16 protein-coding genes and 1 tRNA gene are annotated in these 14067 nt (G+C 68.3%); 8 read left to right on the forward strand and 9 right to left on the reverse strand.

Going from position 1 to position 14067, the window contains the following annotated elements; translation table 11 throughout:
• Positions 1–41 precede the first annotated feature (41 nt).
• From purB to QH270_RS12970, 3 genes are all read right to left on the reverse strand, one after another.
• The gene (gene purB / locus QH270_RS12960) at positions 42–1463 is read right to left on the reverse strand and encodes an adenylosuccinate lyase (RefSeq protein WP_232996371.1); all 1422 of its coding nucleotides are present in this window, start codon (positions 1461–1463) and stop codon (positions 42–44) included.
• Between the two features lie 6 nt (positions 1464–1469).
• Entirely contained in the window at positions 1470–2123 is a 654-nt protein-coding gene (locus QH270_RS12965) for a TetR/AcrR family transcriptional regulator (protein WP_280341384.1), read from the reverse strand.
• Between the two features lie 155 nt (positions 2124–2278).
• Positions 2279–3394 (reverse strand): pyridoxal phosphate-dependent aminotransferase, encoded by a 1116-nt coding sequence (locus QH270_RS12970; protein WP_432420355.1) that lies wholly within the window; start codon positions 3392–3394, stop codon positions 2279–2281.
• 181 nt (positions 3395–3575) lie between these two features.
• On the opposite strand from QH270_RS12970, the gene QH270_RS12975 reads away from it, so the two are divergent.
• Positions 3576–4955 (forward strand): peptidoglycan DD-metalloendopeptidase family protein, encoded by a 1380-nt coding sequence (locus tag QH270_RS12975; RefSeq protein ID WP_432420352.1) that lies wholly within the window; start codon positions 3576–3578, stop codon positions 4953–4955.
• 9 nt (positions 4956–4964) lie between these two features.
• On the opposite strand, the gene purD is transcribed toward QH270_RS12975, so the two are convergent.
• Positions 4965–6245 (reverse strand): phosphoribosylamine--glycine ligase, encoded by a 1281-nt coding sequence (gene purD / locus QH270_RS12980; RefSeq protein WP_280341389.1) that lies wholly within the window; start codon positions 6243–6245, stop codon positions 4965–4967.
• Positions 6246–6454: 209 nt separating this feature from the next.
• Between purD and QH270_RS12985 the strand changes: the two genes are divergently transcribed.
• Together QH270_RS12985 and QH270_RS12990 are read left to right on the forward strand one after the other, a co-directional pair.
• The gene (locus tag QH270_RS12985; protein ID WP_110037428.1) at positions 6455–6832 is read left to right on the forward strand and encodes a PH domain-containing protein; all 378 of its coding nucleotides are present in this window, start codon (positions 6455–6457) and stop codon (positions 6830–6832) included.
• Positions 6833–6846: 14 nt separating this feature from the next.
• Entirely contained in the window at positions 6847–7272 is a 426-nt protein-coding gene (locus QH270_RS12990; RefSeq protein WP_280341391.1) for an HIT family protein, read from the forward strand.
• Positions 7273–7527: 255 nt separating this feature from the next.
• On the opposite strand, the gene QH270_RS12995 is transcribed toward QH270_RS12990, so the two are convergent.
• From QH270_RS12995 to QH270_RS13010, 4 genes are read right to left on the reverse strand one after another with little or no spacing between them, the layout of a single operon-like run.
• Complete coding sequence (locus QH270_RS12995; protein WP_280341393.1) at positions 7528–7917, reverse strand: contact-dependent growth inhibition system immunity protein; 390 nt, start codon at positions 7915–7917, stop codon at positions 7528–7530.
• Between the two features lie 21 nt (positions 7918–7938).
• Positions 7939–9291: a polymorphic toxin type 28 domain-containing protein gene (locus QH270_RS13000; protein ID WP_280341396.1), complete on the reverse strand. Its 1353-nt coding sequence runs from the start codon at positions 9289–9291 to the stop codon at positions 7939–7941.
• A 5-nt stretch (positions 9292–9296) separates the two neighbouring features.
• Entirely contained in the window at positions 9297–9596 is a 300-nt protein-coding gene (locus QH270_RS13005; RefSeq protein ID WP_280341398.1) for a WXG100 family type VII secretion target, read from the reverse strand.
• Positions 9596–9937 (reverse strand): WXG100 family type VII secretion target, encoded by a 342-nt coding sequence (locus tag QH270_RS13010; RefSeq protein ID WP_280341400.1) that lies wholly within the window; start codon positions 9935–9937, stop codon positions 9596–9598. The genes QH270_RS13005 and QH270_RS13010 overlap by 1 nt, the downstream gene beginning before the upstream one ends.
• Before the next feature lie 237 nt (positions 9938–10174).
• Between QH270_RS13010 and QH270_RS13015 the strand changes: the two genes are divergently transcribed.
• The 5 genes from QH270_RS13015 to QH270_RS13035 are packed head-to-tail and all read left to right on the forward strand — an operon-like array spanning position 10175 to position 13751.
• Positions 10175–10696, forward strand: coding sequence for a DUF3558 domain-containing protein (locus tag QH270_RS13015; protein ID WP_280341404.1), 522 nt, complete (start codon positions 10175–10177; stop codon positions 10694–10696).
• A gap of 34 nt (positions 10697–10730) precedes the next feature.
• Positions 10731–11120: a hypothetical protein gene (locus QH270_RS13020; protein WP_280341406.1), complete on the forward strand. Its 390-nt coding sequence runs from the start codon at positions 10731–10733 to the stop codon at positions 11118–11120.
• Positions 11121–11134: 14 nt separating this feature from the next.
• A complete protein-coding gene (locus tag QH270_RS13025; protein WP_280341408.1) occupies positions 11135–12475 on the forward strand; it encodes a PPE domain-containing protein in 1341 nt (446 codons plus the stop codon).
• Complete coding sequence (locus tag QH270_RS13030; RefSeq protein WP_280341409.1) at positions 12472–13224, forward strand: ESX secretion-associated protein EspG; 753 nt, start codon at positions 12472–12474, stop codon at positions 13222–13224. Before QH270_RS13025 ends, QH270_RS13030 begins: the two co-directional genes overlap by 4 nt.
• Before the next feature lie 29 nt (positions 13225–13253).
• Positions 13254–13751 (forward strand): hypothetical protein, encoded by a 498-nt coding sequence (locus tag QH270_RS13035; protein WP_280341411.1) that lies wholly within the window; start codon positions 13254–13256, stop codon positions 13749–13751.
• Between the two features lie 124 nt (positions 13752–13875).
• Here QH270_RS13035 and QH270_RS13040 read toward each other — a convergent pair.
• Positions 13876–13947, reverse strand: a tRNA-Thr gene (locus QH270_RS13040).
• Between the last annotated feature and the right edge of the window lie 120 nt (positions 13948–14067).

The following is a 14067-nucleotide window of genomic DNA, read 5'->3' on the forward strand; positions in this document are numbered from 1 at the left end:
CGCCGCGCCCTGGTGCGAATACCCGGACGCGGCATCGGGACTCAGAGGATCGGCGACGGGCTGTAGCGCGCGGCTTCCGGGTTGGCCTCGACCAGCTTCTGCACCTGCGCGATCACTTCGGACACCTGATCCGAGGCGGCGCCGATGAACGCCGACTTGTCCGCCAGCGCGGCGTCGAGCGCGGCGCGGTCGAGCGGCATGCGGTCGTCGGCGGCGAGACGGTCCAGCAGATCCGGCTCGCGGCCCTGCTCGCGCATGGCCAGCGCCACCGCGACGGCGTGCTCCTTGATGACCTCGTGCGCGGTCTCGCGACCCACCCCGGCGCGCACCGCGGCCATCAGGATGCGCGTGGTGGCCAGGAACGGCAGGTACCGGTCGAGCTCGCGCGCGACCACGGCCGGGTAGGCGCCGAACTCGGCGAGCACGGTCAGGAACGTCTCGGTCTGGCCGTCGATGGCGAAGAAGGCGTCGGGCAGCGCGACGCGGCGCACCACCGAGCAGAACACGTCACCCTCGTTCCACTGCGCGCCCGCGAGCTCGGCCGCCATCGAGCCGTAGCCGCGCAGCACGACCTGCAGCCCGTTGACGCGCTCGCAGGAGCGGGTGTTCATCTTGTGCGGCATCGCCGACGAACCGACCTGGCCGGGCTGGAAGCCCTCGGTGACCAGCTCGTGGCCCGCCATCAGCCGGATCGTGTGCGCGAACGAGGACGGGCCTGCACCCAGCTGCACCAGCGCCGACAACACGTCGTGATCGAGCGAGCGCGGGTACACCTGGCCGACGCTGGTGAACACGTTCGCGAAGCCGAGGTGGGTGGCCACCTGCTGTTCGAGCGCGGCCAGCTTGCCCGCGTCACCGTCGAGCAGGTCGAGCATGTCCTGGGCGGTGCCCATCGGGCCCTTGATGCCGCGCAGCGGGTAGCGGTCGATCAGATCGCGCAGGCGGGCGAGGGCGACGAGCACCTCGTCAGCGGCGGAGGCGAAGCGCTTGCCCAGCGTGGTGGCCTGCGCGGCGACATTGTGCGAGCGGCCTGCCATCACCAGCGCCTGGTACTCGGCGGCCCGCTCGGCCAGCCGGGCCGCGGTGGCCACGCCGTGGTCGTAGACGTGCTCGAGCGAGAGCCGGATCTGCAGCTGCTCCACGTTCTCGGTGAGGTCGCGGCTGGTCATGCCCTTGTGCACGTGCTCGTGCCCGGCCAGCGCGTTGAACTCCTCGATCCGCGCCTTCACGTCGTGGCGGGTGACCCGCTCGCGTTCGGCGATCGAGGCCAGGTCCACGTGGGCGATCACCCGCTCGTAGTCCTCGATCACCCCGGCGGGGACGTCGATGCCGAGCGCGGCCTGCGCCCGCAGCACCTCGAGCCACAGCCGGCGCTCGAGCACGATCTTGTTCTCGGGCGACCAGAGCGCGACGAGCTCCGGGCTGGCGTATCGAGTGGCGAGGACGTTCGGGACAAGGCTCACGAACGCTCAGTCTAATTGCCGCGCGCGTTCCAGCTGCTGGGGCATCATGTTCGGCACGACGGGCGGGGCGACGATGTCGATCATCTCCAGCAGACCGGCCCGTGCGGGGCGGCGCGGTTCGGGATGACCCTCGATCAGCGCGGCCACGACAGCGCCGTCGACGACGGCGACCAGACGGCGCAACTGCTCGGGGCGCACCACTCGATCGGAGCGGCGCAGCACGTCGGCGAGCAGGTCTTCGAGCTGGGTGCGTAGTCGGAGCTGGACCTCGCGTAACTCGGGGTGCCGAGCGGAGGCCACGGAGCGCTCGTAGCGCGCGATCAGCTGACCCCTGGCGTCGAGATCGCCGTCGTCGGGGCCGACCAGCAGGTCGAGGACGAGGTCGACCGTCGCCTCGGAGCCGCGGCGACGGTGGCTGACCTCACCGACCCGGCGGCGCATGGCGTCGAGTTCGATCGCGCCGCTGAACTCCACGGCGCGGGCGATCAGATCTTCCAGGGATTCGAAGTAGTAGGTGGTCGAGGCGAGCGGAAGATCGGCTCGCGACGCCACCGAGCGATGTCGCACCGCGTCGAAGCCACCTTCGAGCAACAGTTCAGCCGCCGCCGCCACCAGGGCCTGGCGACGTCGTTCGCCTTTCGGGGTCGTCGCGGTGGTCACCGTGCCATCGTGCCAGTCATCATCAGTTCAACCGTGCGCAATCGTCATCGGGGAAACGCGGGAAATAGGGATACCTGAGTTTTACCGCATCCCGGCAAAGATGTGTTCGTACTAGGCAAAGTTGTTGTCGCACATCACTGTTGAGTCCAGACTGGTCAGTCCTTCAGGAAGCGTCCCAACCGGTCCAGTGCTGCGGCGATGTCGTCGGTGGCGCCTGCGAAGGAGAAGCGAATCGTGCGAATGCCGTGCACGGTGTCGAAGTCGAGACCGGGCGCCAGCGCGACGCCGGTCTCGGCGAGCACGCGCTCGCACCAGGCCAGCGAGTCATTGGTCAAGTGACCGATATCGGCGTAGGCGTAGAAGGCGCCGTCGGCGGGCGCGAGGTCGGTGATCCCGATGCTCGGCAGCCCCTCCAGCAACAGCGCCCGGTTGCGCGCGTAGCGGCGCACGTGCCCGTCCAGCTCATCCTTGGCTTCCGGCCCGAAGGCGTGCACCGCCGCGTACTGGGAGATGGCGGGCGGGCACACCGTCATGTTCGAGGCCAGCCGCTGCAGCGCGGGCCGCAGATCGGCCGGCGCGAGCATCCAGCCCAGCCGCCAGCCGGTCATCGAGAAGTACTTCGACACCGAGCCGATCACCACCGCGCTGCGGGAGAACTCCCAGGCCGAGGCGGTCGGGGTCGAGTCGCCGAAGGTGATGCCGTGATAGATCTCGTCGGAGATCAGCAGCGTGCCGTGCGCCTCGCACCAGCGGGCCAGCGCGGCCAGCTCGGCCGGGTCGATCATGGTGCCGGTCGGGTTCGCCGGGCTCGCCACCACCAGACCGGCGGGCGGTTCGGGCAGCGCCTCGAGCATGGCGACGGTCGGCTGGAAGCGGGTCTGCGGGCCGCAGTCGAGTTCCACGACCGTGCAGCCGAGCGCCGTCAACGTGTTGCGGTAGGCCGGGTAGCCGGGCCGGGCCACCACGACCGTGTCGCCCGCGTCGAAGGCCGCGAGGAAGATCAGGGTGAACGCGCCGGAGGAGCCGGTGGTCACCACGACCTCGTCCGGGTGCACGTCGTAGCCGTAGGTCTCGCTGTGATGGCCCGCGATCGCCTCGCGCAGGGGCAGGATGCCGAAGGTCTCGGTGTAGCCGAGCAGCTCGTGGTCGATCGCGGCCCTGGTCGCGCGCAGCACCGGGGCCGGCGCCTGCGTGGAGGGCTGGCCCGCGGCGAGGACGAGCACGTCACCGTGCGTTCTGGCCCGCTCGGCCGCCGCCTTCCACACGTCCATCACGTAGAAGGGGGGAATGGTCGACCGGCGCGATTGTCTGGACACCCCGAAAACGGTAGAGCACCCGGATGCGGGCGTTCACCGATATGGTCGGCACAATGGCTCCGACAGCGAATACGCAGCCACCGACGCAGCAGGCGAGGCCGCGTCGGGGCAGGTACGCGGGGGCAGCATGGAGTGGGTGAAGACGGCGCGAGCGCGACGGCGCGCGTCATCGACGGTCGACACCACGGCGGCCGACGACACGTCTTCCGGCACCGATGCCGCGGCGCCGACCGAGCCCCGGCACGGCGCCGCTGTGGAATCCGACGTGAACGTCGACCGGGCGCCGACCTCGGATACGCCCACCACGGCCAACACCGCACCTGTCGTCGCGCACCGCGCCGAAGCGGGGTCGGCTGCGAACGCGGGCGCCACGCACGACACGGCAGCCCACACCGAGATCGACACGACGGCCGACAGCTCGGCCGACGACACGACCACGGCCGACAGCTCGGCCCGCGACACAACCACGACCGACGACTCAGCCGGCGACGGGGCTGCAGACGGTGCTGCGGCGCACAAAGGTCCGCGGCGCCGGGTGTTCACCGCCAATGGGCATATCCTGCAAGCGGATTGGCGTGCGCAGCTACGCCCGGCGATCGGTGTGCGTGAGCGGACGCGGGGGTGGGTCGCGGCGCATCCGGTGGTCGGCGAGATCGTGGGCGAATTGCGTGGTGGCGAGCTGCGCAAGGTCTTCTGGGTGCGGCCCAAGGCGCTGACCGAGACGCTGTGGGAGCGGCGGCCGAGCCGGGAACGCGTGCGGCGGGTTCTGCTGGAACGGCGGGTGCTGATCGCCGGGGTCGCGGTGGTGGCGGTGTTCGTCGCCGCCGACGCCCAGCGCGCCGACGTGCCGAGTGATCGCCCGGTGACGCTGGGCGAGGCACAGCACGTCGCGATCGCCTACACCCCGCAGCTACTTCCGAATCCGCAGTCGTCGAGCCGCCTGCTCGCCGCCATCGCCGCCGGTGAGAAACGGCGCGAGGCCGCCGTGGTCGCCGCCGCGGCCCGCGCGACGCTGGAACGCGCCAAGGCCGAGGCCGCGGCCGCCGCCTCCGGCGAATGGCAGGACTGGATGGGCCAGCGCGCCCCCGTGGTCCCCGGCGTGCTGGTGCCGGGCTCGACCCCCTCGGGCGGCGGTTTCAGCCTGCCCGCGAAGGGCGCGTTCACCTCGGGCTTCGGCTCCCGCTGGGGCACCATGCACCGCGGCATCGACATCGCCGCCCCCATCGGCAGCCCCATCTACGCCGTCGCCGACGGCACCGTCGTCGAGGCGGGCCCGGCCCAGGGCTTCGGCCTGTGGGTTCGCATCCGCCACGACGACGGCACCATCAGCATCTACGGCCACATGTACGACTTCTTCGTCTCCCAGGGCGAACGCGTCCCCGCCGGCATGCAGATCGCCCGCATCGGCAACCGCGGCGACTCCACCGGCCCCCACCTGCACTTCGAGATCGTGCAGAACGGCCAGCACGTCGACCCGCAGGCCTGGCTGGCCCTGCACGGCCTCAGCCTGACCTGACCGCCGGACCTACTCGGCCGCGACCGCCCGTTCCGGGATGACGACCTCGGTGGCGCCGATGTCGGTGCGGAAGTGGCTGCCGGGCAGCTTGATCTGGGCCAGGCGGGCGTAGGCGCGTTCCCTGGCCTGGGCGAGGTCCGCGCCGACGCCGACGACATTGAGGACACGGCCGCCCGCGGAGACCAGGGCCTTGTCCTCGCGCTGGCCGGTGCCCGCGTGCAGGACGAGGGTGTCGCCGTCGAGGCTGTCCTCGGCGCCGGTGATCACGTCGCCGGTGCGCGGCCGGGCCGGGTAGTTCTCGGCGGCCAGGACGACCGTGATCGCGGCGCCGTCCTTCCAGCGCGGCGCCTCGACCTCGGCCAGGCGGCCGGTGGCGGTGGCGTGCAGCAGTTCGGCGAAGGGGCTGTCGAGCAGCGCGAGCACGGCCTGGGTCTCGGGATCACCGAAGCGGCAATTGAATTCGACGACGGCGGGCCCGTTCGAGCCGACCGCGAGCCCCGCGTACAGCAGGCCGGAGAACGCGCTGCCCCGGCGCACCAGCTCGGCCGCGACGGGCTTCACCACGTCCTCGACGATCTCGGTCAGCGTCTCGGCGGGCAGCCACGGCAGCGGGGTGTAGGCGCCCATGCCGCCGGTGTTGGGCCCGGAATCGCCGTCGCCGACGCGCTTGTGGTCCTGCGCGGGCAGCAGCGGGACGACGGTCTCCCCGTCGACCAGACAGAACAGCGACACCTCGGGCCCGTCCAGGAACGATTCCAGCAGCACCGGATGACCCTGTTCGAGCAGCTCGGCGCCGTGGTCGCGGGCCGCGCGCCGATCGGCGGTCACCACCACGCCCTTGCCTGCGGCCAGGCCGTCGTCCTTGACCACCCAGGTCGGGCCGAAGCGATCGAGCGCCGCGTCCAGGTCGGCCGGGTTGTCGACGATCTCGCTGTGCGCGGTCCGCACACCCGCCGCCGCCATCACGTCCTTGGCGAACGCCTTGGACCCCTCGATCCTGGCCGCGTCGGCGGACGGGCCGAACACGGGGAAGCCGGCCGCGCGCACGGCGTCGGCGATGCCGAGCACCAGCGGCACCTCGGGCCCGATCACCACGAGGTCGGCGGCCACGTCGGTCGCGAGCGCGACGACGGCCTCGGCCGAGCAGGGGTCGACCTGGCGTAGTTCGGCCTGCTGCCCGATGCCGGGATTGCCGGGGGCCGCGATCACCGCCGTCACCGACGGATCCCGGCGCAGCGCCAGGACGAGGGCATGTTCACGGGCTCCGGAACCGATGACGAGTACGCGCACGGGTCACAGATTAGTCGCGCTCTTCGCGCGCGGTTCGCACGCCCCGGCCTGCCATCGAGTCGCGATATCCGGCGGCGGTGACCGTCGTTCCCGGCCCCCACCCCGCACCGGGAATTCACTCGCGCACGCCACCCGGGACGGGTTCGCTTGGGGGACAATGGGGTCGGCGCGACGATACGCACGCCGGGAACAGGCGAGGGGAGAACGTCATGGGTCTGCTCGACGGGATGATGGGCAACGCGGGTCGCATCGACCCGGCCGCCGCCCAGCAGGAGTACGCCAAGCTGTTCGGGCAGGGTGAGCAGGTGTATTCGGCGTTCATCCTGGTGCGCGACGCGATGCTGTTCACCAATCGGCGCCTGATCCTGGTCGACAAGCAGGGCGTCACCGGGCGCAAGGTGAGTTATCACAGCATCCCGTACCGGTCGATCACCCATTTCGCCGTCGAGACCGCGGGCACCTTCGACCTCGACGCCGAGCTCTACATCTGGATCGGCAGCGGCAACGAGCCGGTCAAGCAGCGTTTCAACCGGCAGGTCGACATCTACGAGGTGCAGGGCATCCTGTCGCATTTCGTCGGGATCTAGTTAGGCTCGCGGCTATGGCATCCGTCTTCAGCGCGATCATCGCAGGACAGCTCCCCGGCCGCTTCGTCTGGACCGACGACGAATTCGTCGCCTTCCTCACCATCGCCCCCGTCACCCAGGGCCACACCCTCATCGTGCCGCGCGCCGAGCTCGACCAGTGGCAGGACATCGACCCCGCCGTGATGGCCAGGATGACCGGCCTCGCCCAGAAGATCGGCCAGGCCGTCCGCATCGCCTTCGACGCCCCGCGCGCCGGCCTGCTCATCGCCGGCCTCGAGGTCCCCCACCTGCACACCCACGTCTTCCCCGCCTACACCATGGGCGACTTCGACATCTCCGGCGCCGACACCGACCCCTCCCCCGAATCCCTCGACGAGGCCCAGTCCAAGATCAAGGCGGCCCTGCGCGACCTCGGCTTCGGCGCCAACGTCCCCGACTGAGCTTCGTTCGCGACGTCGAATCCCCCTGCGGCTCGACGAGGTCACCGGCTCCGAGTTCCGCTCCGTCTGGGCTCGGGCCATGACCAGCAGGCCGACAGTTACACCACGTCGAACCCGCCCGTCCAATAATCAACATCTACCGAGCAACGCTGAATGACAAAGTCGTCCGGATGGTCGCGAAATCCAGGCGCAGCGCCGAGGCGTGCCACAGCGGCACGTGCATTGATTTTTGTTTACGGTAACGATTTTCCCACCTCACAGCCTGGCAGCAAGCTCCCATATCTCCGGAGGAACTGGCTCGGTTTCGCTCGGCGGTATCCGGCTGACAACCACCCGCAGTTTGTCCCGCACATCGCCTTCGAGATCGGTGTGCGCGATCCGCAAAGTGGCGACCAGTAGGTCGCCTGGATAAAAATCGCCCGACGCCAGGGGGTTTCGCATGAGCTCCTCTAGAACGCGAGGGATTAAAATTTCAAGTGAAGTCCTTTGTGTCACAAGTACCCGCAGGTCCTCCGTGGTCAGGTTTTCGATGGGAACTTTACGCAGCCGATGTACTGTTCGGGTCAGCCGTGTTGCGCTGCCGTCCGGTTCCGGCCACGGGCCGTCGACCTGCTCAATCGTCTGCTTCGCGGTCTCGCCTGCCATAACGCCTTCCCTATCCGATAACTAATTCCGGGGGACGAACTGCTCGGAGTGATCCAGCAGTTTGCTCGCCTCCGACAACTCCCGCTCGAGGGCCGCCCGTTCGGCTGCATCCAGCCCGGGCCATCCAAGTCGGCGATTTATCTGATCAATCCGGTTGGCAAGCCCTTGCTGTGCGTCCCGGACTTCCTGAACATGGTCCCATGGTGTGCCGTCCGGTTTACGAGCAACCACCTCCCCGTTCAGCTCCCGACGCGCGGCGTCGAGGTCACGATCGGTTAGGTGTTCCTTGATGCGATCCGTCGGTGTCGATTCTGATCCACCACCAGAGGTTCCTGCCTCATCCGAATCGTTGGCGGCGATGTAAACGCCCATTCCTGCGATCGCCGACACTGCGGCGCTGATGCCGGCGTTGGCTAGGTCCGGGATGCCAGTGAATCCGCCCGTGGCAGCACCGGCAACGACAACGGCGCCGAAGATGACGAGAAGGCGGCTGGCGGTCACCGTGTTCTTGATGATCAAGGCGGTCCCCTCGACGATCTCGACGGTGATGACCGCTCCTCCAGCCGCCGCTCCCCCGGAGGCGAGGCCCGCGGTGAACACTGCGGTGACCGCGACGACGGCAATGGTGATGCCGATGGCGGCCGCGATCTCGACCCCTGCCTGGGCTACTGCGGATTGAATCTCCGAACGCATGTCGGTGAGCGCGGCATGGTGGTCCGAGACAGGTGTCACCATGCCCTTCGCGGCCTCGGCGACCAGCTTCGCCGCCTGTTCGAGCGTGTTGAGCTTCTCGTCGATATCGATGATGTTGGGGTCGGTGCTGCCCTCGAACTTCGCACCGACACCCTTGATCCGACTTTCCGCACCAGCGATGTATTCGCTTTCAGCGAACCTCTTCCACGCGTCCCTGGCCGCGGCGAGCTTGGTGGCATCACCGTTGGGAATCTTTCCGACCTTCTCGAGCAGGCCTACGACAGCGCCTTCGTCCAGACCCGCACCGTTGTCACCCTTCGAGGTGACCGGAAGTGCCATCCCCGAGTCGTACAGCGGCTCGGAGGCCGTCGGCCGAGCAGGTTCGCTACCGCTGGCTTTCGCGCGGTTGGAGTGCCACCAGTTGTATCCGTTTGCTTCCAGCACGTCGCCGTATCGACGAAGCGCGTTCGCCAAAGTGGCTGTGAGGGTAACGATGTCGGCCGCGTGCCGGTCGTATGCCGTGATCCACGACGAACACTTTTCATGATCGCCAGCCATTCCACCGCACTCGTTCTGCAGGGCGGCGTTCAACGGACCCAGGGCCAGACTGATGTCGTCGGCGAGAAGATGGCACTTTTTCCCGGCGTCGTAGTACATGCCGGAGTCGATATTCCAGGCCACCCGGGCTATCCGCCCTGTAACATGCGCTTATTGGTTTCCGCCGCAGTGGTATAGCGACCATGCGCGTTTTTCGCAGCAGTGCTCATGTCCCGAATACCCTCAGCGAATTCTCGGGCCGCGGTAACCCATTGCTGGTGCGCGATCTGGTATGCGTCTGCTGCAACACCTTCCCAAGCGGTGCCTTTCAGTTTCGCGACATGATCATCGATATCGTCGAGATGATCGGCCACGTATCCTGCCAGTCCGGCCAACCGTGCCACGATCTGGTCGAGACGATCCATATCGACCGAGAACTCCGTGCCCATCACAGCTCCGGTAGATCGAGGCCGGCCATATTCAAGGCGTAAGAGATCGTGGTGTCTTGATTCTGGTAGGTGTCGGCGGTGACTCCCAGCTTCTCGGCCATCTCGGTCAACGCGAGGAAGATCTGGTTTCCACCGCTGTTCGTCTCACTCCAGCCCGCGCCGAACTCATCCGCCAGATCGCCGGTCCAGCCATCGCCGAGTAGAGTCTCGACCTCACGACTCGCCGAATCCAATGCCGTCCGGAGCGCATCCGCGATCCCGTACACGTATCGACCAACTGCGCGGACCTCGTCAGGCACGATCGCCAACGACTGACCGTCGCTCCCCCCAGGAGTGCTCATGGCGCGGGACGCTACCGGACCTGCCTGCCACCTGCCACCGATGCGATTGGGCATCCGGCGTGAAAGACTGGCGATGTTTGGGGGCCAGACTGTCTTTCAGCCCTGCAGGTAGGTCGGCGTCTGCGTGCCGGGCGCCGAGGTCGGCCCTTGACAGCGCATCTGAGGTGCAGGGGAACCGAAGCGATCGGTGGTGCGTCAAAGACTATCGAGTGGGTTGCGCGACGAGGGAGAGAGACGATGCGACTGATCGGGTTGGCCGCCGGGGCCTGCGCTGTGCTGGTGCTCGCCGGGTGCTCCGAGGAGGTCAGCGGGCAGCCCGAGGTCAGCGGGACGCCGTTGACCAAGGAGCAGTTGTTCGATCCGTGCACGGTTCCGGATGGGGCGCTGACTGCGGCTGGGCTTGATCCGGCGTCGAAGGACGACAACCTGTTCTCCGTGCCGCGCGCCGAATGGAAGGGATGTGCCTGGGCGGCCGACGGACACTTCGTCTCCTTCATGTCGACGGTGTACACAATGGATGAGATTCGCGCGAACGATCGATACCACGACTTCAAAGAGGTAACCGTCGGCGACCGGAAGGCCCTGCAGTTCTATATCGGCACGGAGCAGACTCCGGTCGAGTGCGAACTCGCCATCGAGACCGGCCAGGGCCGGGCATTGATCAACGCGAGCAAGTTCGTCGACAGCAAGTCACCCACAGATCCGTGCTCGTTGGCGAACAACGCGGCGCCGCACTTCATCCCGTACATCCCCCGATAGCCGCCCACACCCTCGAGCCGAGGAAGGATCAGCGATGGCCGAGAACGTTCTGGCGAGAGAATTTCAGACATTGGCCGGCGAGGCAGCGTCAGGTCACCTGATCATCGAAGCCGATGCTGCCGAACGGTGCGCCAAATGGTGTGACGACTACATCGCGGACCTGCGTGGACTCTCTTTGCGTACCAGGAGGATGGTCGACGCCGACTCTTTCGGCGACCTCGCCTCTGCCAAAGAGCTCGCCAAGAAGTTCGCTAACTTAGCCGAGGGCGGCGAAGGCTCCGGGTCGTACCTCGACGCCGCGACCAAGCACATCGAAGTCCTCACCCACATGGCCGACATGTACCGCAAAGCCGGTGCGGCGTACAAGAACTGCGACGAAGCGACGCAACTGGCCATCAAGCAGCAGACGACCACGCTCGACTGACCTCAGGGGGAGACATGTCGCTCGGAGAGTTCCTTTCGGATCTCGCGAATCCGCGGACCACGATCCCGACGCTGGCAGGCCGCGTCGGTGAGCTGTTCGATTCCGACGTGAGCGCCACCGACTCGGAGCTCACCGCGCAGGCCGACGGCAACCGGGAACGCGCCGATCTCTACGCCGCCAACAGCGCCCTGGCCGCCGGGTTCACCGGCGAATACGATCCGCAGCGGCTCGGCGGCGTGATGGAGAGCTTCCAGGACATGCCGCATTCGCGGATCATGCAGTTCGTCGACTCGATCGACATCACCCAGATGAGCACGAGCATCCAGGGCTGGACCCAGCTCGCCGACGACACCACCGCCAAGGCCACCACGTTCCACGACAACATCCAGAAGGAGATGGAGCGCGGGTGGGCCGGTAGCGCGGCGACCCAGGCCCTGGCCAGCACCAGGCAGTACCTCGCCGATATCCACCGGGTGGATCAGGCGGCGCGGCTCATCGCCAACAAGATGGCCGAGGCCAGGTCCGGGTTCCAGCAGGTGAAGTATTCGGTGCCGCACGAGTCGGAGAGTCAGTCCGATACGAAGATGGGCGTCATCGTGCAGATCTTGTCGCCGATGTCGGGGCTGATGATGGACAGCGCGAGCACCGCGCGTGCCGAAGCCGCCCAGGCCGCGGCGCGCGAGGTGATGAACACCGTCTACCGGCCGGTCGCGCTGCAATCCGACACCCAGGTCCCGAAGGTTCCGGCACCGACCAAACCGCAGTCCGGCCGGCCGACCGACGACGGCACGTCGTATCGCCCCAACGGTGACGGCTCGACCGACGGCACCACCGGCGGTACGAACGCCCCGGCGAGCGACCCGGGCGACACGACGCCGGCCACCACACCCACTGAACCGACGACGTCCACCCCGGACGACACCACGGGCGACGACACGACCGCGACCGACCCCGGCACGACCGAGAACCCGGACACCTCGCCCGCCGCGACCGACCCCGGCAACACCTCCCCCGCCGCCACCACACCGACCGGCACCTCGGGGGCCGGTTCCCCCGGCGGTGGTGCACCGGGCGGCGGCGGTGGCCCCGGCAGCCCGAGCGCACCCGGCGCGGGTACCGCCGTACCGGGCGGCGGTGCCCAGAATCCACAGCGCGCCGGCACCCCGGGCACACCGGGCAGCACGGCGGCGGGCCGTGCCGGAATGGGCGGCATGGGCGGGATGGCACCCGGTGCGCGCGGCGGCAAGGACGACGAGGACGAGCACAAGGCCCCCGACTACCTGCGCGGCGTCCACGAGGAGCTGCTCGGCCCCGACCGCCCGCACGTACCGCCGGTGATCGGCGGCGACGAATGACCGACGCCTGGGAACTGACCCCGTTCGAATTCTGGGTCGCCTGGGAAACACTCGGCCGCGACCGGATGCCGTGGCCGCTCACCTTCACCTCGGGCGTCGAGACCCAGGACGAGTTCGATCAGGAGTGCCGCCGCGCCGCGGATTCGCTGATCGCCAAGATCGGCTCCGACGAAGCGCTCTACCACGCCCTGCACGCGCTGGCCCATCCCGAGCTGCGCCTGGAACTGTTCGGTCACCGCTTCGACGGCCGCACCCGCATGGTCCGTGCCTGCGCGGCCACCGAGTCCGGCAACGGTGTCGTCGCCGCGCAGATCCCCGGTGCCGACTACGGCCAGGGCGGGAACATCCTGATCTATCTGCGACCGGCGAAGGTCGTCGCCCAGCGCCTGATCGCGGTCCTGCCGTCGATTCCGCCGGGCAAGCACCAGGGCTTCAATGTCCACCGCGACGAACTCACCGAACCACAGGGACCCGGCGCCCGCCGCACTCCCGGCGAGCTGGCCACCCGCTTCCTGAAGCGGCCCTTCCGCACCTACGCCGAATTCCGCGTCGACCTCGGTCCCGCTCTGGACGGCTGGAAGGAAGGCGGCACCCGCCTGCAGATCGTCGACTACATCGACGACGGCCGCTACCTGTTCCGCGAGGGCGAACGCGTCGAAGCCTTCCCGGTCACCGCGACCCGGCTCGCCGCCGAACTGCACCGGCTCATCGACCAGGCGGTCGACCCGGCTCGCGAAAACGCTTGGTAGACAAAGTAGTCGCACAACACGGGGGGATCGTGTCGAACACCACTGAACCGAAGCGGACACCGTTTCCGGTCTATCTGCTGCTCGCTGCTCTGGTCTTGTGTCTGGGTTCCGCGACATTGTTCTTCGTCAGCCAGCCGATCAATGTCCTCGCCTATTGGCTCGGTTACGGAGAGCCCGTGCAGGTGGTCGTCACCGAGGGGTCCGCGAACCTCAGCATCGGCCGCGGCGACCCGGGCGAAGGCCGTGTCATCGCCGACAACAGCACAATTCGCCTGTACGGCGTGACGACGGGCGAAACAGTGACGGCCCGACCGCGCTTGATCGACATCGGCGCCAACTCCTACGCCTTCCACAGTCCGCTGTGGGCCGCGGCGGATCTGCTGTACCTGATCCCCACCGTCCTCTTCGGTTTCCCCTTCGCCCTGGTGATCCTCGGCATCATCGCGCCCGGACGCCTCCCTGGGATCACCCGGTGGCTCGCCGAACACGGGCCGAAACCGAAGCCGAAGGGCCCGCCGACGGGATAGGCAGGTGCTGCCGACGACCTCATAGGCGCCGATCGGCGATCCTGAACGGGTCCACACCCCATGAGCCCACGATGAAACGCCCGAAGCCTCCGAACCACGAGCGGTTCGGAGGCTTCGGAAGCTGAGCCCCCTGTCAGGATTGAACTGACGACCTTCGCTTTACAAGAGCGGTGCTCTACCACTGAGCTAAGGAGGCGGGTGGGTGCGGCCCCGGAGGGCAGCGACCATCATAGCGGGGCGCGGGGGGGGGGGGGGGGGGGGGGGGGGGGGGCCGCCCCCCCCCCCCCCGCGGGGGGGGGCCGGCCGGCGGGGGGTT

Source organism: Nocardia neocaledoniensis, assembly GCF_029868625.1.
In the GTDB taxonomy this organism is placed as follows: Bacteria; Actinomycetota; Actinomycetes; order Mycobacteriales; family Mycobacteriaceae; genus Nocardia; species Nocardia neocaledoniensis_A.